Raw genomic sequence first — 24,161 nt, 5'->3', positions numbered from 1 at the left:
GATTTTGGCTACGCCGATCAGCGACGCTTCAACGTGTCTCCGAAGGCGATCTTAGGGCTCAATTCTACAAGAGACTCACAAGGTTCATCTTTCACCCGCGACGCAATGATTTCTGCCGCCTTGCGCCCAGATTCACGTCTGCAGGCATCCATACTTGCCAATTGGCGTGGTAGACCCTGCAGGAGTTCAACACCGTTGAAACCAGCAAGGCCGATCTCTCCAGGTATATCGACACCTTTCTCTAAAAGATAAAGAAGTCCACCTGCGCCAATCATATCGTTCGAGTAATAGAGGAAATCGATATCAGGAGAGCGTTCGAGGATGTTCTCTGTCATCTCGCGGCCCTTAGCCAGCGCCGATCCGCCTGAGTAGAATTCCTGATCTATCACTTCGACGCCACCCTTAGCGAGCGCCTCGGTGAAGCCTTCAAAACGCTTCCGAGCACGGTGATCCAGCGGCATTTTAGTGCCCAGGAAGCCGATGTTCTGATAGCCCGCCTTTAGGATCGCCTTGGCCATTTCTCTGCCAGCGCGACGGTGAGAGATGCCAACAGCCGCATCAACCGGCTTACCGTCCACATCCATGATTTCCACGACAGGAATACCTGAAGCCCGCATCATGGCCTTCGCTGCATCAGAATGCTCAAGACCTGCAATAATCACACCCGACGGGCGCCACGACAGCATCTCATAAAGCACCTTTTCTTCCTTCTCAGGAAGATAGTCGGTCACGCCAACAACAGGCTGAAGTTCGGTGTCCTCAAGGACTTCGCTAATACCGCTCAGAACTTCTGGGAACACCATATTGGACAAAGAAGGGATAATCACGGCAACCAAGTTCACACGTTGGCTCGCCAGAGCACCCGCGATCTTATTGGGCACATATCCTAGCTCTTTCGCCGCCTTCAGAACCTTCTGTCTGGTCGCCGCAGATACGTCGCCGCGGTTTCGCAAAACCCGACTCACGGTCATCTCTGAAACGCCAGAAGCTTCGGATACGTCGCGCAATGTCAGGGAGCGGTGTTCGTCTGTGGCCACAAAAATCATCCTTTGACTGTTAGCGCTATGTTATCGCGACAAATTCGGTTTTTACAAGCGCGACCAATGGTCTGTCATAAAATAGAAAAAGGGCCAGAGCATTGCCCTGACCCTCAAATCTTATCCGCCGAAATCATCCAGCATGATGTCTTCGCGATCCACGCCCATTTCCAAAAGCATGTTGATCACGGATTGGTTCATGATGGGCGGGCCACACATGTAGTATTCGCAATCTTCGGGGTTCGGGTGATCCTTCAGATATTCATCGTGCAGGACGTTGTGGATGAAGCCCGTCAGGCCGCCCCAATCGTCCTCTGGCAGCGCATCAGACAATGCAACATGCCATTCAAAGTTGTCGAATTCTTTGGCAAGACTGTCAAAGTCCTCAACAAAGAACATCTCTTTCTTAGAGCGCGCACCGTACCAGAATGTGATCTTGCGATCACGGTTTTCCAAACGCTTGAGCTGGTCGAAGATGTGCGAACGCATCGGCGCCATACCGGCACCACCACCAATAAAGACCATCTCTTTCTTGGTTTCGCGTGCAAAGAATTCACCGAACGGACCAGAGATCGTCACCTTGTCACCTGGCTTCAGGTTGAAGATGTAAGAAGACATCTGACCGGCTGGAATGCCTGTGGAACCCGGAGGTGGAGAAGCCACACGGACGTTCAGCATGATCAAGCCTTTTTCGTCCGGGTAGTTCGCCATGGAATAAGCACGTTCGATTGGCTCAGTCACTGTGGAGTTATACTGCCACAGGTTAAACTTGTCCCAATCTTCACGGTACTCTTCGCCGATGTCGAAGTCGGTGTAGTTCAGTTTGTGCGCGGGCGCTTCAATCTGAATGTAACCACCAGCGCGGAAGTTCACGTCTTCGCCTTCTGGAAGCTCAAGAACGAGGTTCTTGATGAAGGTCGCAACGTTGTCGTTGGAACGTACAGTACATTCCCACTTCTTCACGCCGAAGACCTCTTCAGGAACTTCGATTTCCATGTCTTGCTTCACAGCCACCTGACAGGACAGACGGTCGCCGCAAGAGGCTTCGCGCTTGGTGATGTGGCTTTCTTCGGTAGGCAGGATGGAGCCGCCACCGGAATGCACACGCACACGACATTGCGCACAAGTACCACCGCCACCACAGGCAGAAGGCACAAAGAGTTTTTGCTCTGCCAGCGTTTGCAGCAGTTTGCCACCCGCTGGAACAGAAACGGTTTTCTCACCATTGATCGTGATGTTGACGTTACCCGTCGACACCAGTTTCGAACGCGCAGCCAGAATGATGGTGACCAGCGCCAGAACGATCAGCGTGAAAAGGATGATGCCAAGGCCAAAAGTTTCCAAGTTCTCAGCTCCCTTAGAGTTTCACGCCAGAGAAGGACATGAAGGCCATTGCCATCAGACCCGCTGTGATGAAGGTGATACCCAGACCCTGAAGACCATCAGGAATGTCAGAGTACTTCAGCTTCTCACGCACACCCGCCATCGCAGTGATCGCCAGAGCCCAGCCGAAACCAGAGCTTACGCCGTAGGTCACGGATTCACCGAAGTCATAACCACGCTCCACCATGAAGAGCGAGCCACCGAGGATCGCACAGTTCACTGTGATCAGCGGCAGGAAGACCCCCAGAGCGTTGTAGAGCGGTGGGAAGTACTTATCCAAAACCATCTCAAGGATCTGAACCAGCGCGGCGATAACACCGATGTAGGAAATCAGACCAAGGAAGGTCAGGTCGACATTGTCAAAACCCGCCCAAGCCAGCGCGCCCGGCGCCAGAAGGTAGGTCAGGATCAGGTTGTTGGCTGGAACAGTGATGGACTGCACGACCATCACAGAGATGCCCAGACCGATAGCGGTCGAGATCTTCTTGGACACCGCAATAAAGGTACACATGCCAAGGAAGAAGGACAGCGCAAGGTTTTCGACGAAAATCGCCTTAACCGCGAGGGAAAGATAGGCTTCCATCAGTGTGCCTCCACCTGCTGGATTTTATATTCACGCTCTTCAACTTGCTCTGGCTTCCATGCGCGGAAGGCCCAGATGATCAGACCGATGATGAAGAATGCGGATGGTGGCAGCAGCAGCATGCCGTTTGGCACATACCAGCCACCGTTGTTGACGGTTTCCAGGATGGTCACGCCAAAGAGGCTGCCGGACCCAAAGAGTTCGCGGAAGAAACCAACGAGCATCAGGATCACGCCGTAGCCCAAACCGTTGCCAACACCGTCGATAAAGCTATCAAGCGGTGGGTTTTTCATTGCAAAGGCTTCGGCACGGCCCATCACGATACAGTTCGTGATGATCAGGCCCACAAAGACCGACAGGGTCTTGGAAATCTCAAAGGCGTAGGCCTTCAGGACTTGGTCAACGAGGATCACGAGGCTCGCGATGATGATCATCTGAACGATGATCCGGATGGAACCTGGGATTTGGTTGCGAATGATCGAGATGAACATGGAGGCAAAAGCTGTCACTAAGGTCACCGCGATGGTCATCACCAGCGCAACCTGCAAGGAAGAGGTCACCGCAAGCGCGGAACAAATGCCCAGAACTTGCAAGGTGATCGGGTTGTTATCGACCAATGGGTCGATCAGCATGGTTCTGCGTGTCTGCGCCATTACAGCTTCCCTTCCTTAAGATTGCTCAGGAATGGAGCGAAACCAGATTCACCCATCCAGAATTGCACAAGGTTATGCACACCAACAGAAGTCAGCGTTGCACCGGCCAGTGCATCGATATGATAGTCAGCACCTGTCGCAGGAGCGGCCTTGGAAACGCTGATCTGAAGATCACCGTTTGCGTCTGTCAGCTTCTTGCCGTTCCACAGCGCTTTCCAGCGTGGGTTGTCGACTTCCGCACCCAGGCCAGGTGTTTCAGCGTGCTCGTAGAACTGCAGCGCGAAGATGTCGTTGCCGTTCTCTTCCAGCGCCACAAAGCCATAAAGCGTAGACCACAGACCGTAGCCGTGGATCGGCAGGATCACCTTGTCGATCGCGCCGGCTTCATCACGCAGCAGGTAAACAGTTGCAAAGTTCCCTTTGCGGCCAATGCCCGCTGGATCGTCTGTCAGAGCGACAGAGGTTGCAGGGTCTTCAGCCGCTGCGCGATCATCAAAGCTCGCTGGATCAAACTGATCTGTGAAAGCACCAGTAGCCAGTTCAACAACCTGCGGCTCAAACGCAGCGAATGCTTCGACCACATCTTGGTTCGGGTCATAAATGCCAGCGACCTGCAGAATGTTGATCTGCTTGTCTTTCAGTGCATTCACTTCCTGGATCGGACGCAGGGCCACAGCCGCTGCAGAAACGATCATCGAAGCAACCAGACACAGAGCAACAGCGACGAAGACAGTCTTGCCAACGGAGTCCGCTGGCGCGTCTAGGAAACGGCGAATGAAGCCTTTGTTTTCGTTAGTCTCAGACATTGCGTTTCGCCCTGCGTTTGATGTTTGCCTGAACGACGAAGTAGTCGATCAAAGGAGCAAAGACGTTACCGAACAAGATTGCCAGCATCATGCCTTCCGGGAAAGCCGGGTTGATCACACGGATCATCACAACCATGAAACCAATCAGCGCACCATAGATATAGCGACCAAGGTTGGTGTGGGAGGCAGACACAGGTTCGGTCACCATGAAGGCCAGACCGAAGGCGTAGCCACCAATCACGAGGTGCCAGTACCAAGGCATTGCGAACATTGGGTTGCTGTCAGAACCAATCAGGTTGAGCAGGCTAGAGAAGGCAATCATACCCGCCAGGCAACCCACAACCAGACGCCAGTTGGCGATCTTTGTAATCAACAGGAAGCCCAGACCGATCAGACAAGCCAGTGTGGAGGTCTCACCGATGGAACCCTGCATCATGCCAAAGAAGGCGTCAGACCATTCCAACCCGCGCTCTGGCAGAGCTGCGTAACCCTCGGATGCACCAACGGACAGAGCTGTCGCGCCAGAGAACCCGTCAACAGGCGTCCAGATTGTGTCGCCAGACATCTGTGCAGGATAAGCAAAGTAAAGGAACGCACGGCCCGTCAGAGCTGGGTTCAGGAAGTTCTTACCGGTACCACCGAAGACTTCTTTACCGATCACAACACCGAAGATGATGCCCAGAGCAACCTGCCACAGCGGCGTAGAGGCCGGCATGATCAGCGCGTAAAGCATGGAAGTTACCAAGAAGCCTTCGTTGACTTCGTGGCCGCGCACGGTTGCGAAGACGACTTCAAAGATACCACCCGCAACCAGCGTTACGATATAGATCGGTAAGAAATACAAGGCACCGTGGGCAATGTTCGCCAGTGGGTTTGCTGCGTTAAAGCCGATGCCCAGAGTTTCCAGGATCCAGGCGCGCCAGCCGGATGCGCCCAGTTCAGCAATTGCAGCGTTGGTCTGGAAACCAACGTTATACATGCCCCATAGGATACAAGGGATCGTCGCGATGACCACATAGGTCATGATCCGCTTCATATCGACGTAGGAACGCGCGTGCGGTGCAACGGTGGTGACGGTTTTAGGAGTGTAGAGGAAGCTCTCCACCATCTCATAGATGGGGAAGTACTTCTCGTACTTGCCGCCTTTGGTGAACTGCGGCTCGATCCTGTCGAAGAAATTACGTAGGCCCACTGTTTAGCCCTCTTTCTCGATCTTGGTGAGACAGTCGCGCAGGGCGATGCCATATTCATACTTAGCGGGGCAGGCAAAGCCGACCAGACCAAGGTCTTCTTCGTCCAACTCCAGCGCGCCAAGCGCTTGCGCCTGGTCGGTGTCCATAACAAGCATCGCGCGCAGCAGCTGGGTCGGCAGGTAGTCCTGCGGCATCAGCGTTTCGAACGTACCCGTTGGAACCATCGCACGACGACCACCGTTCAGGTTGGATGTCAAAGCGTAGAACTTCTTGGAGAATGCAGAACCCAGAACAGGTTGGACGGCATATTTAGATGCCATTGGACGGATCCAACCCAGTGGGATTTGCTTGTTGTCTTCTTCGATCACGGTGATCTGGCGCGCGTACCGGCCTAAGTAGGCTGTTTCCGCTTCGCCCATGCGGCCGCTGAGGATCGAACCAGAGATCAGACGCACCGGCGCATCGCCTGTGATGTCACCCGCTGTCAGATCAACCATAGAGGCGCCCGCAACTGTGCGTACCAGACGGGGGTTGGCGCACATTGGACCAGACAGTGCAATCACGCGAGATGCGTCGAGCGTGCCTGTTTCAAGCAGTTTGCCGATGGCGATCACGTCGTGAAAGCCGATCGTCCAAACCATCTTGTTTGCGCTCGGAGGCTCCAGGAAATGAATATGTGTGCCCGCGAGGCCTGCAGGGTGTGGCCCAGTGAAGCCAGCCGCTTCAACACCCTCGATATCGCCACCGGGAATGTTCGCATCAGGATCCTGACACAGATATGTCTTGCCGTCGGTCAGACGCGCGACCGCTGCCAGACCCTTCGCGAAAGCGTCGGCGTCAGCATTGATAATCTCTGCCGCGTTTCCGCAGAGAGGCTCGGAATCGATCGCAGTTACAAAGATCGCAGCAGGCTGCGAGTCTGGCTCAGGCACCTTCGAATAAGGACGCGTGCGGAAGGAAGTCCAAAGGCCAGAGACGGAAAGTTTCTCAATCAGACCCTCTCGAGTCTCATTATTACCCACCGCCGAAAAGTCCACTGCTGGGGCCGCAGAATCATCTACTTCGATCTCAACACTGATCAGCGCCCGACGGGCCCCGCGGTTGATCGATTTGACCCGCCCGGTAACCGGAGAGGTGACCTGAACAGTTGGTGAGTCTTTATGCGCCAAAATCGGAGCACCGGCCCCGACGATATCGCCTTCATTTACAGCCAATCTGGGCTTTAAACCGATATAGTCCGCGCCCAGTATCGCCACTGTGTTAACCGCAGGAGCATCCCCTATGCCACCTTCTGGCTGACCCAGCACTGGGACGTTCAGACCTTTTTTACATGTGAACTTTTGCACGATGATATAGTCCCGTCCATTTTTGGGGTCTTATGCGCGGAAGGAGGGCGCGCGGGAAGGTCTTTTTGACGGTTTTTTGAAATTTTTTTGTTGAATCGGTCCCAAAAACGGCTCACAAGCCCCTCAACTCAATGTAGACCATAGAATCCGCTTCTCTTGGAGATCAAAACCGTGACTTCGCAGCCTCTTTTTTCGCGCCGTAGCTTTCTTGTTATGCCACTCGCACTGGCCGCTTGTAAGAAAGGCTGGTCGATTCTTGAGCTGACCGGTTTAACAATGGGCACCAGCTACTCCGTCGCGGCCATCGATCATTCCAAATCTGTCGACAAGTCCGAGCTGCAGGCCGCCATCAATGCAAGCCTCGTTCAGGTGAACACGCAGATGTCTAACTGGGACGCAGGTTCCGAGATCTCTCGCTTCAACGCGTCTGCATCCACACAGCCTTTCGCAGTTTCCTCTGAGCTGGCATCTGTGATGCAAGCAGCACAGGACGTGCATGTCGCTTCCGACGGTCGCTTCGATGTCACTCTGGGCGGTCTGATTGATCTCTGGGGCTTTGGCGCAGGCCAAACCAAAACAGCAGCACCAACAGATGCGCAAATCGCAGAAGTTATGGAATCAACCGGACACGCGAACACTCTGCGCGTTGCAGGCGGTTCTCTGCAGAAGCTGCAGCCTGGCACAGAAGTTTATCTTTCTGCGATCGGCAAGGGCTTTGGCGTTGACCAAGTGGCACGCACTATCGAGTCCTTCGGCATTCAAGACTACATGATCGAGATCGGTGGAGACCTTTACACTGCAGGTCTGAACCCAGACGGCATGCCATGGCAGATTGGTATTGAAACACCTGTAGCACACGATCGTGGCGTTCAGCAGGTCGTCAGCGTTTCGAACCTCGGCATGGCGACCTCTGGCGACTATCGTAACTACTTCGAACAAGACGGCATGCGTTACTCTCACATTCTGGACGGCACAACTGGCCGCCCTGTAACCCACAAAACCGCATCCGTGACTGTTCTGACTGAAAACGCGATGCTGGCAGACGCTTGGGCGACTGCAATGCTGGTTCTGGGTACCGAGCGTGGTCTGGAAATCGCCAACGAACGCAACCTCGCGGTTTTGTTTATTGATCGCGACGCTGATTCTGCGCAGAAAGGCTTTGTAACCACGCCAAGCGCGGCCTTCACAGCATTGCAAGCGTAAGCTCAAAGGACTTCATCGTGGCAACCTTCGCATTCACTTTCGGCCTTCTACTGCTTGTGATGACCGGCATGGCGCTTGGCGTGATGCTGATGGGTAAGACCATTAAAGGCAGCTGTGGTGGGTTGAACGCGATTGCAGATGCGGATCAGTGTCTTGTTTGTAAGAAGGACATCGATCCAGACAGCCCGCTTCGTGAACGTCTCGCCTGCCCACGGGCACGCAAGATGCTTGACGAGATGAACGCCGATCAAGGCTGAAGCGGACAAAATCCAAATACTTAGAGCGCCCTACGGGGCGTTTTTTGTTACCTGCCCGCTTACCCTGCCATGGGGACAAATCCCAAAACCAGCAGGGTCACACCAGCGAAAACGCCGTAAACCCAGAGCTGCCAACGTGGTCCTTCCGCCTTCCAAACCCGACGATATTGAAAGCCTGCAAGACAGGCCAAGACAAAAAGACTCGTTGCAATTAGCGGGGTTAGAGTGAGGTCAGTCAAAGCAAAGGCTTCCCAAATCGGATTTTAGCAGTAGGCTAGATGTCATGGTGGAGGAACTTAATCAAGGAGGACCGCCCTGAATGCCAACATCCTATCGCGCCCCTAATCGGGCTGACACGACCAGCAAGAAAACCACTAGCCAGTCCGCCACGACCAATTTGTCCGCGGCAGAGGCGACGGTCGGAGATCTACTTTCCGGAAAAGGAAACGCGATTTATTCGATCCGACCTCAAGACACGATTGGGCATGCGGTCGAAGTTCTGCGTGACAAACATATCGGTGCGGTTGTTGTAACGGACGCAAACGGCGCATTGGTTGGCATTTTGTCGGAACGTGACATTGTGCGGAAACTCGCAGATACACCAGGACGGACGCTTCCGCACAAGGTTGAAGACGTCATGACGAAGGACGTTCAGACCATCTCTCCGGAAGAGCCTTTGGTGAATGCACTGAAGACCATGACCAATGGCAAATTCCGCCACATGCCCGTGACGGATGCAACCGGGCTCATCGGTATGGTCACCATCGGGGATGTTGTGAACTATCGATTGACCGCTTTGGAACATGAAGCGCTCCAGATGAAACAGCTGATCGTCGGCTAAGCCACATTCAGTTTGCAAATTACGGGCGCTCCTAGAGCGCCCGTTTTTTGTTTGAGCCACGCAAAATACGATTGTGCCAAACACCGAAGACTAGGTCACCTTCTTCTGTGAACCCAAACACCCTTGCAAGCCCGCAGGAAGGACTATGGTTGCACCTTGTTGATACAGAGACCGCGCAAATCCTGATTCTTCAGATACCAAAGTGACGCTGTAACCCGAAGCCGCCAGAATAGATGTCCCATTCGGTAAGGCTTTCATAAAATCATGTGTCGGAAACAAAACCACATAGGCAGGTGCTTCATCCGTAGACACAGCGACAAGCGACAAAATCCCGATCCAGACTGCGATCAGACAAGGGATGAGAAACGCAAATGACTTAATAGTCATGGATATGCTCCAGCTGTTGCCCCTCCGCATTCATCACACGTATGCGTTCTGCGAGTTGATCGACCTTTACCACCACGAGATGTCGATAATCCGATGCCCCCTGCCGCGGACGGCTAAAAACGGCGCCCGCCATTGATGCGTTTTCAGAGATCGCCGTGAATAGAATATCATCATTGCCAGCGATTTCGACGAAGGTCGCCCCCTTAAGTGCCACGTCCTGCAAAATGTGGGTTAGCACCCTGTATCGAGGCGTCTCTATCTCAAGGCCTTCGGGTCTTTCAGTCACGATTGAGACACCGTCAATGGTCTCCAGATCTCCGCGATCCATATCCCGGACTATCATGCGCAGGGTGAGCGCATCCGCCCCAACCTGCGCCACCGCATCTGCGATAACGCCTGCGTAGGCTGCTTTGGCTGCATATTCGATTCCAAGCGCGAAACGTCTCTCGTGATCGCGTAACACACCGGAAGATTGCGCCGCCAAAGCCTCCCGGTCTTCGGTAAATTTCCATTTATACCAAGGAACCTGCTGCAAAAACCTAGCGTAATCCACTGCCTGCTCCGCCGACAATCTGTCGAGAGGAGACCTCTCAGTGCCTCGCAAGATCGCTGTGAGTCTGCCGAAGGTTTCCTCATATGCTGCCTTCAATAGCAATTCCGCCGTGAAACTCACGCCGATGACGTAGACCATTTGTTTGGTAGCCCCATCAACTTCGCCCATGGAACTTGCATCAGCACTCAATGTGCATAGGGACGACCAAAACCCACCGATGGCGCGCAAAAACCCGAACTCATGAGGGTCGCCAGAAGAGATAACCCGCCCATAGTCATCATAGGCGTGCACGATGTGCCACTCGGGGTAAGTCATCAGCGTACGCGTCTCTGTGCGATGATGGTCTGGCGCTATGAGCGATGTGTAAGGGGTGGGCTCGCCAGAGCCTCGACACATCGTTTCAACATAAGCGATGGGCGACAGAAGGCCGATAATGCAAATCACAATGACAAGCAACAAGCGCTTGAAGTATCGACACAAAAGTCTCACGCGATTTCTCGGCTGCTGCGAAATCCGGCCAGCACGCCAATGCCGCCCAATGCGAGGTGCGGAAGGTTCGCCAAGAAGCGCGACAGCGACCAATCAGTCCCCAGAGATTCGTTGGTGAATATGCCAAGATCCAAGAACCCGTAGCCAGTGAAGATCCCAAAGACACCGTCACCGAGATACGCCAGACCAAACAAAATCAGGAACATGCGTGCCGCGTGATAAGATCTTAGCCCCGCGATCAGCGCCCATAGCGCAGAGGCCACATGCAAGGAATCATCATAGATATCCAAAGCAAAGATGCCGAAGGCCAAGCCGCTCTCATCTGTCAGACCCGGAATATAATTGATCGAGGCTGCAATCATTAGCGCCACGAAATACCCAAAACACAATTTTTGAAGATTGCTCATAGCCGCCCCAGATATTGATCCCAAAGATTATTACGTAGAACGAGATCCCTATCCACATCCCGTTTTGCAGCCGCAAATGCCGCCGCTTTGGGGTATGCTCTCGTCAATTGATCCAAAGTCGCATGGGGCCTGTAAGGCAGGTAATAAGCCCCCCCAATGTCAACAACGCGGTCAATTAATTCACGGGTCATGCGAGTGTGATCCGCCTCGGCTCGGTGTGTCATCTCTTGGCTAAATGACATCACTGCCGCAATTCTTGGCTCCTTGGCAAAAGACAACACAGATTGATCATCCTGCGCCACATACCGAAGAGTTACATTGAGAAATTCTTGATAAGAGGCCGGGATCACTTCCTGGCACGCTGTGACAAAGCGATCGAAGGCGTCTAATCCAACGAAATACTCATGTAAAATGTCAGTCCGGTCAGGATCACGATCATCGAGTGTGACCACAGGTTCATTGATCAAAGAGTTTCGAGTGACCTCACCACCACCCAGGGCTGGGCCGACACTTGTTTCATTCCACCACCGGAATGACTTGAACGTCTCATTGCCCAATTGCGCCCGATAAATACGACTAGCCGCGCGCGACATCCAACCGGACCCTGATGCAGCCGGGATATCTGATTGATCATCGGTACCACGATAGGTCACCAGCAAAGCCTTCTGAAAAAAGGACTCGCGTTCCACGTTCAGACGACCATAGGCCATGGTCACTGCTGGGTCTTTGATTGCTGTCTCGAAATTCTCTGCGAACTTCCGCGTCTCCATAACATCAAAGCTTGGGATCAAACGCGTATTTCTAACCATCTCCACTTCCATGTCGACAATCACCCCAATGAGCCCGTATCCACCCATGCCCAGATTGAACAGATCCGCGTTCTGAGTAGGAGAACAAGTCACAAGATCACCCGATGGCAACACCATCCGCAACGACCGCACCGTTGTTCCCATTGGTCCAAATGGCACGGGCCAGCCGTGCGCATTAACGGAATAAGTCGCGGCAACCCCAAAGTCGTTATTGGACTGCATCACTTTGGGAGACCAGCCGAGTGGATCTAAAGCAGCAATCACATCTGACCAGCGTGCACCAGCATGGGCACGAAAGGTTCGATTTTCGGAATCGACGTCAACGCCCGCGTTATCAAAAGTAATTGCAGTTCCATTCCGCGGGATCGCCTGCCCTCCCATTGAATGCCGAGCAGCCCCCACATTCACAGGCCTCCCGACCTCTCTGGCGTCCAGCAGTTCCTGCCGTATTCGTTCAATCAGTGCATCATCACTATCAGCGACTCGCAGGTGTTGATGGATTGGTGTGGCCGAAAGCCCGCTCGCGTCGTTTAATATCTTCGCTCCGGTCGGTGCCTCGATCCGATTTGCCCCTGCATACGTAGGCAAATCCGGCCTAAACAAACCCGATAATCCCCATCCTGCCAATCCACCAGCACCCAGCAATACAGCGCGGCGTGAAAGCTTCTTCATCTCATGGCCTCTTTGGTCACTCACTACTCAATTGGATACATCAATAAAATCAATGTTGTGACAAATTACCAGTGAATGCCGTCAGCAGCCAGCTGCAGTGAAGTCAAAGCCACCGCTGCGAACGGTTAGAGTGATTGAAGGTGCAAAACACACGAATAGTGTGCGCAGCAACGATTTCGTCAACCGAAGAAGTCGAAATTATACCATTTAAATCAATTACTTACAAAATGTTCATTTCACCAAAAAACCAAATCATTACGCGTCACAGCAAATAACTGCACACCCAAGAAATTTTCACGAATGCGCTGGGATGCCACGTAAAAAAACCGCGTCAAAGACGCGGATTCTGTAGTCACTCAAAAGAAAATTCCGCTCAACTGAGCTTTTCAATAAATGGGTGATCAATGCGATATGCAGCTTTGAAGTTGCTATGAAAATACGGACTTGCAGCCTTAGACATACTCGTTTTTGCTACCCACGAGTCCACGAAATGTTCTAAACGCAGATGTGTGTCTGATCGGATTTTAGCCTCTGATATTGCGTCGACCACGAGCACACAGACGAGACCCCATCGGTACGCAGAACCGGCAACTAACCTTTCATAAAAGTTTTGCGTTCGAAGCTTTTCTTCCACTTCGGCGTTGCCCAGCATCGCAAAACTACAAACAATTTCATGTACGGTTTCAAGGTCATCGGGTAGCGAAATGTCGTTGAATGGCACTTGATGCACGAGATTGAAGAGCTGCTGCTCTTGTTTCAGGAAGTTGGTAAGTTCAGGAACCCCAGAGAAAATCAACATGAGTGGCCACTCGTGGGATTTCATTAGTGTCTTGAATGAATCAAGTATTGTTAGCCGCTCCTTTTCACTGGACGTGAAAAAAATATGTTGTGTCTCGTCATAGTGAATCCCTATGACACCCGACAACTTGGCCTCTCTGACCACTACGTTCCAAATTTCGGCTTGAGTTAGTCTCGAATTCTCCCCCAATGGGTAGCCAATAGCCCGAGCGGTATCTCTCCCGAGATCCTTCCAAGTACCCTTTCCGCTAAGCACACATTCCACAAATCTCGCGGGTTCTCCGGTTGGAAGCATCGCTTGGCTTTGATTGAATTGCGATAACAAATTTCTGATTTCCTTGGTTTTTCCGGCGCGAGATCGCCCTGTCACCAAGATGCTTGAAGTTTCAAACCGCGCCCCGCTCTCCAGGCATCCTAGATGATAGCTAAACAACTTTGAGAAAGTGTTTTTCAATTCTGCTGCTCGAGGTAGTGCAAAATGTTGTTCCACAACAGTCCTGGCTAGGTCACGCACTTCCGGAATAACAAACTCGCTCATAATTTGCTCTTCTTCAGTGGAGGAAAAATACGGCCGGACTTATCTGCCGCTGATTCAGTCGGAGGGTTCGCGTCACCGTCAACTTTTGGGTGAGTTTGGATTTCAGTTTCAGGGCCGCGATCCATCAAATTTAGTCCCGGTTCCGGGTTTCTCTCCAAATTGATGTATTCTACGCTCATCAAGTGTTCCGCAATGCGTTCGCATTGTTCCATGCGCTCGTACGAGCTTGGCAGGTCTGAATCCGGAAAGAAGCCAGACCGCTGGACCCGTAGTCGTTTGGCATCTTCGAGGTGTTTCTGGTGAAGCGCCTTTTTCTCAGGATTTGCTTCAGCGGCATCCCTCATAACCTGCAAAGCCTCATAAAGAGTAAGGTCTGCCAAGATTGTCATTCGGAGTTCAGCTTCAAGAACCTCTGTTTCTCCTTCGATGGTGATCGAAACATATCGTATGTCGTCAGGATTGAGGTGAACGTTCACTTTGCCAAAGCTACCTTTAAAATAGCTTTGTAATTGAGTTGAGTTGTATGGAATGCCCATAAAGCGCACTCCCTCTGAGTTCACTTTGAGCCGCTTCGTTTCACCTAAATGCAGCCGAATGTCTTCAGGATTTGGGGCTTCGATACCACCGTATTTCTCAACTGCCTCTTCGAACTTCTGCTGAGGTGTAGCTCCAAACATTCCAGTTCCCCAGTTCGGAGCAAATGGATATTCGTCAATGAAGTATCGTGACAGGATACCCATAAGCTCATCTGGCGTAAGATTTGCTTGCGCTTTACCGTCATAGTCATTGAGCGCGTCAGGCCGATTACCGGTATACCCTTCTTCAAAGTTCAGAACACCAAACTCGATAGTTCCGAAAGGGCGCTCTCCAAAGGAATTATCGGTGGAATGGTAAGTGCGGCCGAGTTCATGGTCTATTCCAAGCCCCAATTGGCGACCCATCACATCTGCATTGCGTGTTGCCACACCATTATCCGATACGACTAATGTTGGAACAACCGGTGCTGGTGGCTCTTGTTCACAGCCGTAGCGCTGTTTTACGCGTTCTTTACTCATCATTGCCATTCTCAGTAATGCTTTTTGATGATCGCTATGCGGTGCTTCCGCTAAAATCCACGCGATAATCTTGCTCGTCGCGACATCGAAAATGTACAAGAGCCACAACCGCCGCACTTCATTTGGAGCCTGTTCTGAATCCTCCTGGTCAGCCGGAAGCGCTCTGGCCATTAGTGCCCCCTTGCTATCAGTAAAAAACGACAACAAGCACTGGTCGGTGCGGCAGTCTTCACCGTATTGCAGCGCTCTTACGTCAGTTGAACCAGCTCCAAACCTATTGCGAGCAAATCTCTTACCATCTTGAGCGGCTGACTTTACCGCCGCCGGTATTGCATTCCATCTGGAATAAATTGTGGTTAGCGATGGAAATGCAAAACCTCGCAAATGCTCTTCCGGCCTTAGTTTGAATGCGGCCTTCGACGCCTCGTACGTAGTTTTGATTTTTGGTTTTCGCTGTTCCAACAATCGGTCGAGAAGATAGGCAATAAACCGTTCTTGCTCACCAGAAAGTCTTGTTAATTGGCCTTTCGTAGGCCCCTTCATGTGATCTCGTTGAATCAAAACCAGAGGATCGCATCCGTACTCTTCGTATTTCTTTCTCCAATCTAGCAGTGTTCGCCCTTTGGAAAGGACATTCATCAGATTGCCCTTTCCTAGCCGTGTGTTGTCTAGAAGCTTTTTGTCGTCGGCTATTTCGCAAGCTTTGTTCTGTAACTTGCTCCTGATATCCGGTCGGTTCAGTTTACACGCAGTAAGTTCGCCAAGTTCGGTTTCTATCTCCGCCATCGCCAGCAATATGCCAAGCTTTGCTCGCGCATCTCTTTGGTTTTGCTCGGGAAATTGTTCAATGAAACGCTTCCCACCCATGTATGTTTCAATTCTTTTTTGCCGCTCAAATTGCTTCGGCGTCAGCACTTTGCAATCGTTGTCCCTGATTGCTTGATTTACACGTTCAAACGTTAGAACCGTAAATTCTCCGGTTTCTTCACTCACAACGGCGAAACCTTCATCGTCCTTATCGACAACACGCCAATCGCATTGCGCCAATATCAAGGAAGATCCAACTGGGACTCGGTAGAGAGCTTTCCTACTCATGAAACCCTCCTAATTCGTGACGTATAGTCAAACACGCAGCGCCAGTTGGCTTTTATTTGGTCACGTCCTATTAGGCGAAGTGTCGACTGATAAACTTCGCTCTTTGGTAAATCACAGTTGGCTATCAGCTCTCGCAATAACCAGAAGTTTGAATTGTTGACGCGATCAAGAACGTAAGAGTCGACGTCTGGATCAGGTCGTTGGAGAGCTTTCCAAACGCGGCGAAGGTTATCGCGCCACACTTTTGTGTATTGGTTGCCGTTAACTACAACCATGTCGTCAGCGATTTCCAAAGGAAGCGCTTCGCGAATAGCCGCTATTTCTTCCCGCGTTTGAGGTTTCTTTAGGCTCTCCTCATTCCTCACAAAAACTGCTCTTCGAAATCCGTCATCAAATGTAATGACTTCATCCATATAGTGATCTTGCCACCTGCCAGACGGTAGCTTGTACGGGAAAGGCGGTAGCTGAACCTCAAGGCCGAACAAGCGTGGAGATCGGAGACAATCCAGTGCAGTAGCCATTTCCGCTGCAGATTCAAAGTGATAGAGCTTTGGCTGACCCTTCGTGGCTCTGGTGGCAATCGTCATGGAAATTCGTTTCGCCACCGAACTCAAACTCATCGGGTTTCGATGACCAGAATACGGTAAGACTCCCCTGATTTCACCTATTACTAAGGGTGGTTGTTTTGGCAGCTTCGGAGACGCTGTGTCCCATTCCAACGGCGTGGGCATGATTTTTCCTTTCTCGAAAGCAATCGCTTTCGAGTCGCTTTTGAGGACAATGGCCGCTGTCGCTTTGTTCGAACGTAAAAAATACACTCGACACGGCTCGGCCTACTGTCCGAATTAGTTGCTAAGACAGGAAAGCTTGTTGCGTCTCTCCAAATCGGAGAAAATTCAAAACCCAACAGCAAAGAAGTATTGAATGAGAAATGCCCATCGGCTATCCCATTTAGTGAGTATTGATTCCTGTCAATCTGATTGGATCAACGAGGGCCGGCTGCTCCAACAGTCGGTCCGTCTCGTTTCAAGCTCCAATTTTTGGCTTGAAGTTGCTATTGCACTTTGGTCGCTCCTTTCATTTTGAATTGCGAAAAATTTGGTTCGAATTGGTCCGTATTGAAAGCCATATTCGAATCGAATTTTCAAGGGCAATTTAGCATGGGCCAAAAATTTTTGCGAAACCTATGGTTTTGAAATCCTTGAAAAAAAAGCACTTATATTTTTCGCAAGGGGTTCATTTCCCGGACGGGAAAGCCAACAATATTTTTCGCAACAATGTCGCGCTGCTTAACTAACTAAAAACGCCTCAAAAATGCGGCTTTTTCGGTCGGTAGAATACCAAAGAGGCCGAATAGGTGCCGCAGGAAGCGGCTAAATCAATATTATTCGCAAGCGTGCTCGGGCAGCATTACGAAGAATAGCAAACCATAACACTACCGACACGGTTTCAGTATAGAGATGGCCAGATCGTAGTTCTATTATGGTGCAGAGATCTGGGATCCAGGTCTGAGTAACTAGCCGACTCCTGGCAAACGATTGAGACTAAACTTGGCATACCCACATTTCATCAAACCTACCCCTAAACCCAGAGAAACGGTTTTATCGTTGGTGTCGCGCACCGCAGCACTGCGTGGCCTATCTGTTTCTCAATTCGCCACTGAAGTTAGTCTTTCTCAAAAGGGTCTATTCAATAAGGACCTTCAAGTTCTCAAGAAGGTCAGCGAGCTATTTGATCTGTCCCAGAACTCGCTAGATGAGTTGGTCTCATGGTCTCCATCTCCCAGAGAAGGCGTAAGAATGCAATTTCGCGGAGACGAGGTCATCTCTCGTTCTCTGATCAATCCTAAAATAAGAGGTTGCCCACAGTGTTTACGCGAGGACGTGCAAGATAGTGCCAAACCACCCTCAAGCCAGATGGTCATGCGTGGTGAGTGGCAATTCGAACATGTCAAAATTTGCCACGACCACAAGCGGCCGCTTGTTGCGCTCTGGAACGAAACCAACCGGACAAATCGTTACGATTACGCTACAAATCTGAAGGAGATTTGGCCGAAAATACAAAGCGAGCAATTAGACCCTGAGCCCGTCGACGTAACGAGCTATGACACCTGGCTGATTAATCGCCTTAAAACAAATACAGACGACACTTTTTTGGGACGGTTCCAAGTGGATGTAGCTGCTCGGTTCTGCGAACTGCTGGGACAAGATTATACTGAAGCAACAGAAGTCACGAGCGAAACAAATAGTCTAAAAATCACAGCCAGATCAGTCGGGTTTGAAATTGCCGCGAAAGGTAAAGCCTCGATTACCAAGGCTCTGGTCGCAATCGTGTTAAACTCGATGGGTCCGCCAAGTAACAAGGGGAAAAAGACATCCAGACACTTGTACAATTGGCTCGCTTTTAACTCCGTCCATGACAGGCGGTATGATCGTTTGAGAACACTTCAAAGGAACGCCCTTCTGGACACTTGGCCTTACGCGGCAAATACGAAATTGCTAGGCAAATTGGTTAAATCGAGAAAACTACATTCCATTACAACTGCAGCTAAAGAGCTTAACATTTCTTCATCACTGTTAAGGGGCTTACTCGTTGGCGAAGGTATAGTCGCAGAAAACGACACACGTTCTGATGCGAGAGCAACATTCGAAGCCCATAAGCTTGTCGATTTGGCTGTGGTATTAAAGCGCTGTGTCCGTGAAATAGAATTCCGAAAGGCTTTGGGCTGCACGAAAGACCAACTCGGGTTTTTGGTAAGCAACAAGATACTGTCGCCTCGTTTTGATCCCCAAATCACTCGTAAACCGTGGGATCTGGACGACGCAAAATACCTACGCGAGAAACTTACTTCGTCTGTAATTAGCATCAATTCGGAGGATGACGGCTGGGAACACATACACACAGCGGCAACGCGCAGGCGCATCGACCTAAAATTATTGTTCGATCGTGCGCAAAATGGTGAGATCAAGGTGGGTTTGATGCGAGATTGCCAGGGTTACGCCGCAATCCACGTCTCGAGCGCAGATGCAAAGGCATTGCAAAACGCAATTGGTCCAAAATCGCCTACTGTGGCTGAATTCGAAAGGAGTTTAGGACTCCACAATTCGGGTTCGCTGAAACAGCTGATACGCGGCGGATTCACGCCGGCAACTGAACTATTTAACCCGCGCACCGCACGCATAGGCCTCTACATAACTGAAAGCGACGCGGTAGCGTTCCACGCGCGATTTACCACGTCAAAGGTGATTGCGGCGAGACTTGGCGTTTCGAATAGGAAAGTTACATCTGTTTTAAAGAGATCGGGAACTGGGTTCTTCAATGCAAAAGGGCGAGAGTTCTTAAACGTTTATCTACTCGCGGACGCTGAGAAACTCATCGAGGATCGATTACAATAGCGTACCCTGCGGGCGTTGTACTTTGAGACAACAGTTTTTTCGCAACCAAGCGAAATACGAAGCCCTGATAAAACACGTAATCATTTCAACCACTGCTTCTGAATTTCCCTCACCCTCTCGCTCCTGTGTTCGTCGCCGAGGATTTCAACTTGGATGAGCAACAAACTGGGGATCATCCTAGTATCGGAAATCGCCTCTTCCAAAGGCACTTCGACGCTATCCGGCCCAAAAACCATTGCTTCGTGGGACTGATCATTTTCATCGCGTAGCGGCTTGCCCAACCAGTACCAACGAGACCTCGTTCTCGCATAGCCGGCTTCGGGATCTATGTAGAACAAAGGGGAGGTCATGACGTCTTGCTCAATGCGTTCCGGATGACCCGTGACCTGGCCCCACAACGCAACACGCGCTCCAGTTTTGACTGTGATCCATTTATGAATGGTCGGAGCATAGCCAAGATTTTTGGAACGCTTCACCTCAACAATATCTCGTAAGATATCTAGGGCGTAGTCGATCTCATTTAACACCAATCTATCGTTCATATTATTCTCCTCCGATTGAGATTTGATTGACCTTCATTGGTTTGAATTACAGATTAGCCTCCTGCCTATTTGTCAGAAAAAGGGCGTAGGTGACTTATCGTTTGACAGCAGGCTGGCGAGACGATCACCAGCCAGTACACCTGATTTCATGAGCTCTTCGGCTGCAGTGACAATTTGGGGCACCATCGGTTCGAGCAGCTGTCGCGCCGCTGCCTCGGCTCTCGACACGAGTTCCGCGACTTCGCGTTGATGATTGCGCGCGACGACCTTGAACAGATTGTCTGAGTAGCTGGCACCCAACCAAAGGGGCCCGTTTTGTCCCAACCCGTATGCACCGATTTCATTGGCCGCCGAGAACATGATCCGGCCCAGGTCAGACCTATGGTCGCCTCCAGCTCCACTGGACGGAGACCCACAGATTAGAGTTTCAGCAACGCGCCCCGCCGCCCATATGACGCGATCTCTGTGTAGGGTTTCGGTGGTGTGGATGGGCAGCTGCCCAGATACGTTGCATTTCGCGCTCTGCGGGTATGCACAGACGTATTCGACCGACAGCTCTGGAAATGCGTTTGCCGCAAAAGCATGCCCACATTCATGGACTGCCATCCGAAAACGGACATCCTCTGGGTAGCCCATAAGCTCACCAATCAACGCGCGCGTGATGTCCTCTGTCCTAAGCGGTCGACTTGACCGTCGAGCAGCAGCGCGCCCCTTGCGTATCGCCGCAGCACAGTCTGCACCGGTCTTGCCAACAGCATGAACCGCACATGTTTCAACATCGATATCGCGTTCAGAAGGCCTCAAATGCTGGCGCGTGATCACCGCCAGGTCGGCCAAGCTTGGCAATGGAATGTTCACAACGTCATCAAACCGTCCGGCACGACGAATTGATGCTGGAATGGCCCCAAGCCGATTGGCAGCGGCAATTACCACTATTCCTTCACGTCCACGGATACCGTCTAGCTGCTCAAGCAAGCCTTTGGTCGCCTTTTGATCGTAGCTTGAGTTCGTACCCAGCAAGTCTTGTTGGAAACCGTCCAACTCATCTATGAACAAAATGCAGGGTGCTTTTGCCTGGGCGCTCTCAAATGAGTCAGACATGGCCTTCAGAAAGGATCCGAGATGATTTCCACGCTGCCATTCGGAATATGATGCCGCTTCAAAAGAGAGGCCTGCGGTTTGCGACATGGCCCGCGCAAGCTCAGTCTTTCCAGTTCCCGGATCGCCAACAAGGAGAAGCCCTCGTGGAATATCTTGCCAATCCAAACGGCCCTCCCGGTAGGCCTCTAACGCAACCACAATGTCCTGGGCTGCAGTTTTAGCGGAGCCAAGCCCGACGAGCTCATCGAGCGGCACAACGGCCTCTGCGATCTCATCCGCGTTGACAGTTTTTTGGAATGGAGCATCTGCGTCTAAATCTTGGAGCAGAGTGTTGATCTGATTAATAGCGTCCAATGCAGTTTCCGCGCGGAACGCCATGATCAAATCATCAAAAGACAGACCCGTAAGATCATTGTCTTCAGGTAATTGACGCAGTGCATCACCAAGTGCATTTTGATCGCGGCCTGGGTATTCGAATGCAAGCGTTATGCCGACGATCTCACGGGTGACGGGTTGAAGCTCAATGACATCGAAGGAACACTGTGGGAGAAGATCCTTTGGCTCACCAGTTTGTTCTAAAACCAAAATGATTGGTTCCCTTCGTGCGAAGAGAGATTTGAGCTCCTCATTGTTGCGCTCAGTACTTGTGGTGCAGTCGATTTGGCGTAGGTAAATACTGTCGCTTGAGTCTCGCATACCGTAGCGACCGCTTCTTATCCTTTTGCCTCTCGGGGCGAGGATTGTCAGCGCTTTGAAGCAGTCATCTAAAGGCAGATCTGTCCGGATGCATGTGACGGCTTTATCCCGGAAGATATCTCGAGGCATCTTGGAGATTGCACGGCTGAGAAGAAGCACCAGAATGAAGAGCCTCAAATCCATCTCTCCATTATGGAAGATTTCAAAATCCCCGATGTTCTCCCCGTCCCGTCCGTTTGCCGACGGCAGCGCAGGCAAGTCGTTCTCGTCTGCAAGGAACTCCAAATAATCAGAGATCTTGGCAAATGCCGTACGTGGCCAACTCTCTTGGAGCTGCTGACTAGGCATATTCATCCTCCTTCAGGCAAAGCAATTGCGTTCACGAAAACCGTGTTTCAGACCAAACAATCTGCGGTGATTTGGCGGCTGAGAAATCCCCTCCGCCGCACAGAACATAGCATGAACATTCAGTTTCGAAAAGAGGGGCCTTGCGGAGCACCCAAGGCAATACATTGAAATTACACGACTTTATTCGATTTTTCGCAAACCCACATCAATCGTAATTCTTCAATGTGGTCGGGAAGATAGCAAAAAAGGCGCGGCCCAAAGCGGCGTTTTTCGCAAACGGGTTTTCGAGCAAAAAAACTTTGAAAAGAGTGGGTGGAAAGCTGGATTTTTGGTGCTCAGCGCAAGGCTGGTTAGGTGATAGGATCAAGAAAACTGGGCGATCTGGAAATGCGCTTACCGGTGATTCTTGCCGTACGTTGGCGATGTGTTCGTTACAAACTTTACGTTTTTCGCAAACATGATCGAGCTTAGGTCTGTCACCAGTGTTGGCGTTTTTCGCAAGTCTGGCCGATGACGCGATGTTTGAAACAACAAATGGTGTAGGCCAAGGACGGAGTATTTTCAGCGGGGAGGACACGGCAATGACTGGGGCTACGTCACATACCAATCAAGTTCAGGCCATGCGCTTCAAATCGCTCAGCCTTCCTTTGTCAGATCATGGCGCGGCGATTACCAAATAACCCTTCGCTTTTTATTGATGGGTTTGCCAAAGCCATCGGCTGCAACCACTTAACTTTCAGAATGTGCTTGGTTTCCCGTTTCACTACTTAAACTTAAGATCCTCGATTGATGCGAAAATGGAACCATTTGTGTCGTCGCTGTCGGCGGAAACGGCTAGCCCAATCAGCGCCCCAGGCTCGGCACTAAATGCCTGTCGAAAGTCACTCAATAAATCTACGCTCTCTGAATACTCTCCAACTTTTGCAACACGCAGAACCTTTGAGCGCAGTTGTGGTGAGTAAGGGCTCGGAAGAATTGCACCTTCCCTATGTTCTCCCCCCCATACGTATACCACAGCACGAGCACTATCCTCTCGGAGGATCCTTCTTGCGTTTCGATTGGTTAGGCGATTGACCCGATCCACATCAACAAAGACAAAATAGATCGCTAAGTTCCGATCATCTCCTCCCTTGACTGTAAGATCTGTTGGGACAACGCCTTCCGTTACACGCCAAAGCCAACTGGCGGTCTCGACAGAGTGGAGAGACGAATTCAAGGGCTTCCACAACACTGAAACAGTGTCGTCAGAAATCACATCAAGTTTACGTCCACGCTGCAGATAATCGTTGGAAAAGAGCCGCAAAAAGCCTTGCTCTTTCCAAGAACCATCAAACGTTATGGTTTCTGAGGCAAATGCACTTGTCGCCTTGAAAAAGAGCAACACAACAAAGGTTAAATACTTCATAACCTGTCCATTCAGTTCTTTGCATCCCGTTATTTCAATTCTTTGAATGTTTACCCAATTGCATACAATTCCTGAGCAGAACGTCGACTAAATGATCTAAGCCAGTACGCTCAACCACCGCACTCACACCAAATCACTCGTAATTAGGCTATATGCTTACCAACTATGGCTCAGTCGATCCGTCCGCCAAATCGTCCAAAATCGGGCAATCCGGCCGGTTGTCACCATGGCAGGACTCTACCAAGTGCGACAGCGTCGTGCGCATCGCTTGAAGCTGTAAGATCTTCCCATCTATTGCCTTTAAATGTTCTTCGGCCACCGCCTTAACTTGCGAACTTTCTCTGCTTTCATCTTCATAGAGACTGAGGAGTGTTCGACAGTCCTCTATGGAAAACCCAAGCGCCCGAGCGCGCCCTAGAAATGCCAGTTTGTGCAGATCTGTCTCGCGAAAATCCCGGTAGCCATTATCCCCACGTAGTGGTCGGACTAGACCGATGTCTTCGTAGTAACGGATAGTTTTGGATGGAAGACCCGAGCGTTCTGATACCATGCCAATATTCATTTCATAG

23 protein-coding genes are annotated in these 24,161 nt (G+C 51.1%); 4 read left to right on the top strand and 19 right to left on the bottom strand.

Annotated features, from left to right (window positions below; all coding sequences use genetic code 11):
* Positions 1-17: 17 nt before the first annotated feature.
* From M0D42_RS15085 to M0D42_RS15055, 7 genes are all read right to left on the bottom strand, one after another.
* Complete coding sequence (locus M0D42_RS15085) at positions 18-1,037, bottom strand: LacI family DNA-binding transcriptional regulator (protein WP_330221176.1); 1,020 nt, start codon at positions 1,035-1,037, stop codon at positions 18-20.
* Between the two features lie 120 nt (positions 1,038-1,157).
* Entirely contained in the window at positions 1,158-2,381 is a 1,224-nt protein-coding gene (nqrF, locus tag M0D42_RS15080; RefSeq protein WP_265019424.1) for an NADH:ubiquinone reductase (Na(+)-transporting) subunit F, read from the bottom strand.
* Between the two features lie 13 nt (positions 2,382-2,394).
* Complete coding sequence (gene nqrE / locus M0D42_RS15075; RefSeq protein WP_265019423.1) at positions 2,395-3,003, bottom strand: NADH:ubiquinone reductase (Na(+)-transporting) subunit E; 609 nt, start codon at positions 3,001-3,003, stop codon at positions 2,395-2,397.
* Positions 3,003-3,656 carry an NADH:ubiquinone reductase (Na(+)-transporting) subunit D gene (locus M0D42_RS15070; protein ID WP_265019422.1) on the bottom strand — a complete coding sequence of 218 codons (654 nt, stop codon included), beginning with the start codon at positions 3,654-3,656 and terminating at the stop codon, positions 3,003-3,005. The genes nqrE and M0D42_RS15070 overlap by 1 nt, the downstream gene beginning before the upstream one ends.
* The gene (locus M0D42_RS15065; RefSeq protein WP_265019421.1) at positions 3,656-4,462 is read right to left on the bottom strand and encodes a Na(+)-translocating NADH-quinone reductase subunit C; all 807 of its coding nucleotides are present in this window, start codon (positions 4,460-4,462) and stop codon (positions 3,656-3,658) included. The genes M0D42_RS15070 and M0D42_RS15065 overlap by 1 nt, the downstream gene beginning before the upstream one ends.
* Positions 4,455-5,654, bottom strand: coding sequence for an NADH:ubiquinone reductase (Na(+)-transporting) subunit B (locus M0D42_RS15060; RefSeq protein ID WP_265019420.1), 1,200 nt, complete (start codon positions 5,652-5,654; stop codon positions 4,455-4,457). The genes M0D42_RS15065 and M0D42_RS15060 overlap by 8 nt, the downstream gene beginning before the upstream one ends.
* Before the next feature lie 3 nt (positions 5,655-5,657).
* Complete coding sequence (locus M0D42_RS15055) at positions 5,658-7,001, bottom strand: Na(+)-translocating NADH-quinone reductase subunit A (RefSeq protein WP_265019419.1); 1,344 nt, start codon at positions 6,999-7,001, stop codon at positions 5,658-5,660.
* 171 nt (positions 7,002-7,172) lie between these two features.
* On the opposite strand from M0D42_RS15055, the gene M0D42_RS15050 reads away from it, so the two are divergent.
* Complete coding sequence (locus tag M0D42_RS15050) at positions 7,173-8,204, top strand: FAD:protein FMN transferase (RefSeq protein WP_419195947.1); 1,032 nt, start codon at positions 7,173-7,175, stop codon at positions 8,202-8,204.
* A gap of 17 nt (positions 8,205-8,221) precedes the next feature.
* A complete protein-coding gene (gene nqrM, locus M0D42_RS15045) occupies positions 8,222-8,461 on the top strand; it encodes a (Na+)-NQR maturation NqrM (RefSeq protein WP_265019418.1) in 240 nt (79 codons plus the stop codon).
* A gap of 59 nt (positions 8,462-8,520) precedes the next feature.
* On the opposite strand, the gene M0D42_RS15040 is transcribed toward nqrM, so the two are convergent.
* Positions 8,521-8,700: a hypothetical protein gene (locus M0D42_RS15040; protein ID WP_265019417.1), complete on the bottom strand. Its 180-nt coding sequence runs from the start codon at positions 8,698-8,700 to the stop codon at positions 8,521-8,523.
* A gap of 80 nt (positions 8,701-8,780) precedes the next feature.
* On the opposite strand from M0D42_RS15040, the gene M0D42_RS15035 reads away from it, so the two are divergent.
* Positions 8,781-9,302, top strand: a complete 522-nt coding sequence (locus tag M0D42_RS15035) for a CBS domain-containing protein (RefSeq protein WP_265019416.1) — start codon at positions 8,781-8,783, stop codon at positions 9,300-9,302.
* Positions 9,303-9,392: 90 nt separating this feature from the next.
* Here the strand turns inward: M0D42_RS15035 and M0D42_RS15030 are convergent, their stop codons facing one another.
* The 7 genes from M0D42_RS15030 to M0D42_RS15000 form a co-directional block, all read right to left on the bottom strand.
* A complete protein-coding gene (locus tag M0D42_RS15030) occupies positions 9,393-9,689 on the bottom strand; it encodes a hypothetical protein (protein ID WP_265019415.1) in 297 nt (98 codons plus the stop codon).
* On the bottom strand, positions 9,679-10,557 hold the full coding sequence (locus M0D42_RS15025) for a hypothetical protein (RefSeq protein ID WP_330221175.1): 879 nt from the start codon (positions 10,555-10,557) through the stop codon (positions 9,679-9,681). The genes M0D42_RS15030 and M0D42_RS15025 overlap by 11 nt, the downstream gene beginning before the upstream one ends.
* 170 nt (positions 10,558-10,727) lie before the next feature.
* Complete coding sequence (locus M0D42_RS15020) at positions 10,728-11,138, bottom strand: DUF4383 domain-containing protein (protein WP_265019413.1); 411 nt, start codon at positions 11,136-11,138, stop codon at positions 10,728-10,730.
* Positions 11,135-12,619: an FAD-binding oxidoreductase gene (locus M0D42_RS15015; protein WP_265019412.1), complete on the bottom strand. Its 1,485-nt coding sequence runs from the start codon at positions 12,617-12,619 to the stop codon at positions 11,135-11,137. Before M0D42_RS15015 ends, M0D42_RS15020 begins: the two co-directional genes overlap by 4 nt.
* A 373-nt stretch (positions 12,620-12,992) precedes the next feature.
* Positions 12,993-13,955 carry an ATP-binding protein gene (locus tag M0D42_RS15010; RefSeq protein ID WP_265019411.1) on the bottom strand — a complete coding sequence of 321 codons (963 nt, stop codon included), beginning with the start codon at positions 13,953-13,955 and terminating at the stop codon, positions 12,993-12,995.
* Complete coding sequence (locus M0D42_RS15005) at positions 13,952-16,105, bottom strand: hypothetical protein (protein WP_265019410.1); 2,154 nt, start codon at positions 16,103-16,105, stop codon at positions 13,952-13,954. Before M0D42_RS15005 ends, M0D42_RS15010 begins: the two co-directional genes overlap by 4 nt.
* The gene (locus M0D42_RS15000) at positions 16,102-16,923 is read right to left on the bottom strand and encodes a hypothetical protein (protein WP_265019409.1); all 822 of its coding nucleotides are present in this window, start codon (positions 16,921-16,923) and stop codon (positions 16,102-16,104) included. The genes M0D42_RS15005 and M0D42_RS15000 overlap by 4 nt, the downstream gene beginning before the upstream one ends.
* A 732-nt stretch (positions 16,924-17,655) precedes the next feature.
* Here M0D42_RS15000 and M0D42_RS14995 point away from each other — a divergent pair.
* On the top strand, positions 17,656-19,500 hold the full coding sequence (locus M0D42_RS14995; RefSeq protein WP_265019408.1) for a TniQ family protein: 1,845 nt from the start codon (positions 17,656-17,658) through the stop codon (positions 19,498-19,500).
* An 80-nt stretch (positions 19,501-19,580) separates the two neighbouring features.
* Here M0D42_RS14995 and M0D42_RS14990 read toward each other — a convergent pair whose 3' ends face one another.
* The 4 genes from M0D42_RS14990 to cueR form a co-directional block, all read right to left on the bottom strand.
* The gene (locus M0D42_RS14990) at positions 19,581-20,042 is read right to left on the bottom strand and encodes a DUF6634 family protein (protein WP_265019407.1); all 462 of its coding nucleotides are present in this window, start codon (positions 20,040-20,042) and stop codon (positions 19,581-19,583) included.
* A gap of 72 nt (positions 20,043-20,114) precedes the next feature.
* Positions 20,115-22,187 (bottom strand): AAA family ATPase, encoded by a 2,073-nt coding sequence (locus M0D42_RS14985; RefSeq protein ID WP_265019406.1) that lies wholly within the window; start codon positions 22,185-22,187, stop codon positions 20,115-20,117.
* Between the two features lie 763 nt (positions 22,188-22,950).
* A complete protein-coding gene (locus M0D42_RS14980) occupies positions 22,951-23,592 on the bottom strand; it encodes a DUF3047 domain-containing protein (RefSeq protein WP_265019405.1) in 642 nt (213 codons plus the stop codon).
* A gap of 163 nt (positions 23,593-23,755) precedes the next feature.
* Positions 23,756-24,154, bottom strand: coding sequence for a Cu(I)-responsive transcriptional regulator (cueR, locus tag M0D42_RS14975; RefSeq protein ID WP_265019404.1), 399 nt, complete (start codon positions 24,152-24,154; stop codon positions 23,756-23,758).
* Positions 24,155-24,161 lie beyond the last annotated feature (7 nt).

Origin of the sequence: Cognatishimia activa (assembly GCF_026016445.1) — a bacterium.
Classification (GTDB): Bacteria; Pseudomonadota; Alphaproteobacteria; order Rhodobacterales; family Rhodobacteraceae; genus Cognatishimia; species Cognatishimia activa_B.
Note: the sequence above shows the minus strand (reverse complement) of the source record. Positions and strands in the feature narration are given on the sequence as shown.

Coding starts and splice junctions, on each gene's coding strand:
- nqrE (WP_265019423.1), bottom strand. CDS start 3,003: ATGGAAGCCTATCTTTCCCTCGCGGTTAAGGCGATTTTCGTCGAAAAC.
- M0D42_RS15070 (WP_265019422.1), bottom strand. CDS start 3,656: ATGGCGCAGACACGCAGAACCATGCTGATCGACCCATTGGTCGATAAC.
- M0D42_RS15065 (WP_265019421.1), bottom strand. CDS start 4,462: ATGTCTGAGACTAACGAAAACAAAGGCTTCATTCGCCGTTTCCTAGAC.
- M0D42_RS15035 (WP_265019416.1), top strand. CDS start 8,781: ATGCCAACATCCTATCGCGCCCCTAATCGGGCTGACACGACCAGCAAG.
- M0D42_RS15030 (WP_265019415.1), bottom strand. CDS start 9,689: ATGACTATTAAGTCATTTGCGTTTCTCATCCCTTGTCTGATCGCAGTC.
- M0D42_RS15025 (WP_330221175.1), bottom strand. CDS start 10,557: ATGACTTACCCCGAGTGGCACATCGTGCACGCCTATGATGACTATGGG.
- M0D42_RS15020 (WP_265019413.1), bottom strand. CDS start 11,138: ATGAGCAATCTTCAAAAATTGTGTTTTGGGTATTTCGTGGCGCTAATG.
- M0D42_RS15015 (WP_265019412.1), bottom strand. CDS start 12,619: ATGAAGAAGCTTTCACGCCGCGCTGTATTGCTGGGTGCTGGTGGATTG.
- M0D42_RS15010 (WP_265019411.1), bottom strand. CDS start 13,955: ATGAGCGAGTTTGTTATTCCGGAAGTGCGTGACCTAGCCAGGACTGTT.
- M0D42_RS15005 (WP_265019410.1), bottom strand. CDS start 16,105: ATGAGTAGGAAAGCTCTCTACCGAGTCCCAGTTGGATCTTCCTTGATA.
- M0D42_RS14990 (WP_265019407.1), bottom strand. CDS start 20,042: ATGAACGATAGATTGGTGTTAAATGAGATCGACTACGCCCTAGATATC.
- M0D42_RS14985 (WP_265019406.1), bottom strand. CDS start 22,187: ATGCCTAGTCAGCAGCTCCAAGAGAGTTGGCCACGTACGGCATTTGCC.
- M0D42_RS14980 (WP_265019405.1), bottom strand. CDS start 23,592: ATGAAGTATTTAACCTTTGTTGTGTTGCTCTTTTTCAAGGCGACAAGT.
- cueR (WP_265019404.1), bottom strand. CDS start 24,154: ATGAATATTGGCATGGTATCAGAACGCTCGGGTCTTCCATCCAAAACT.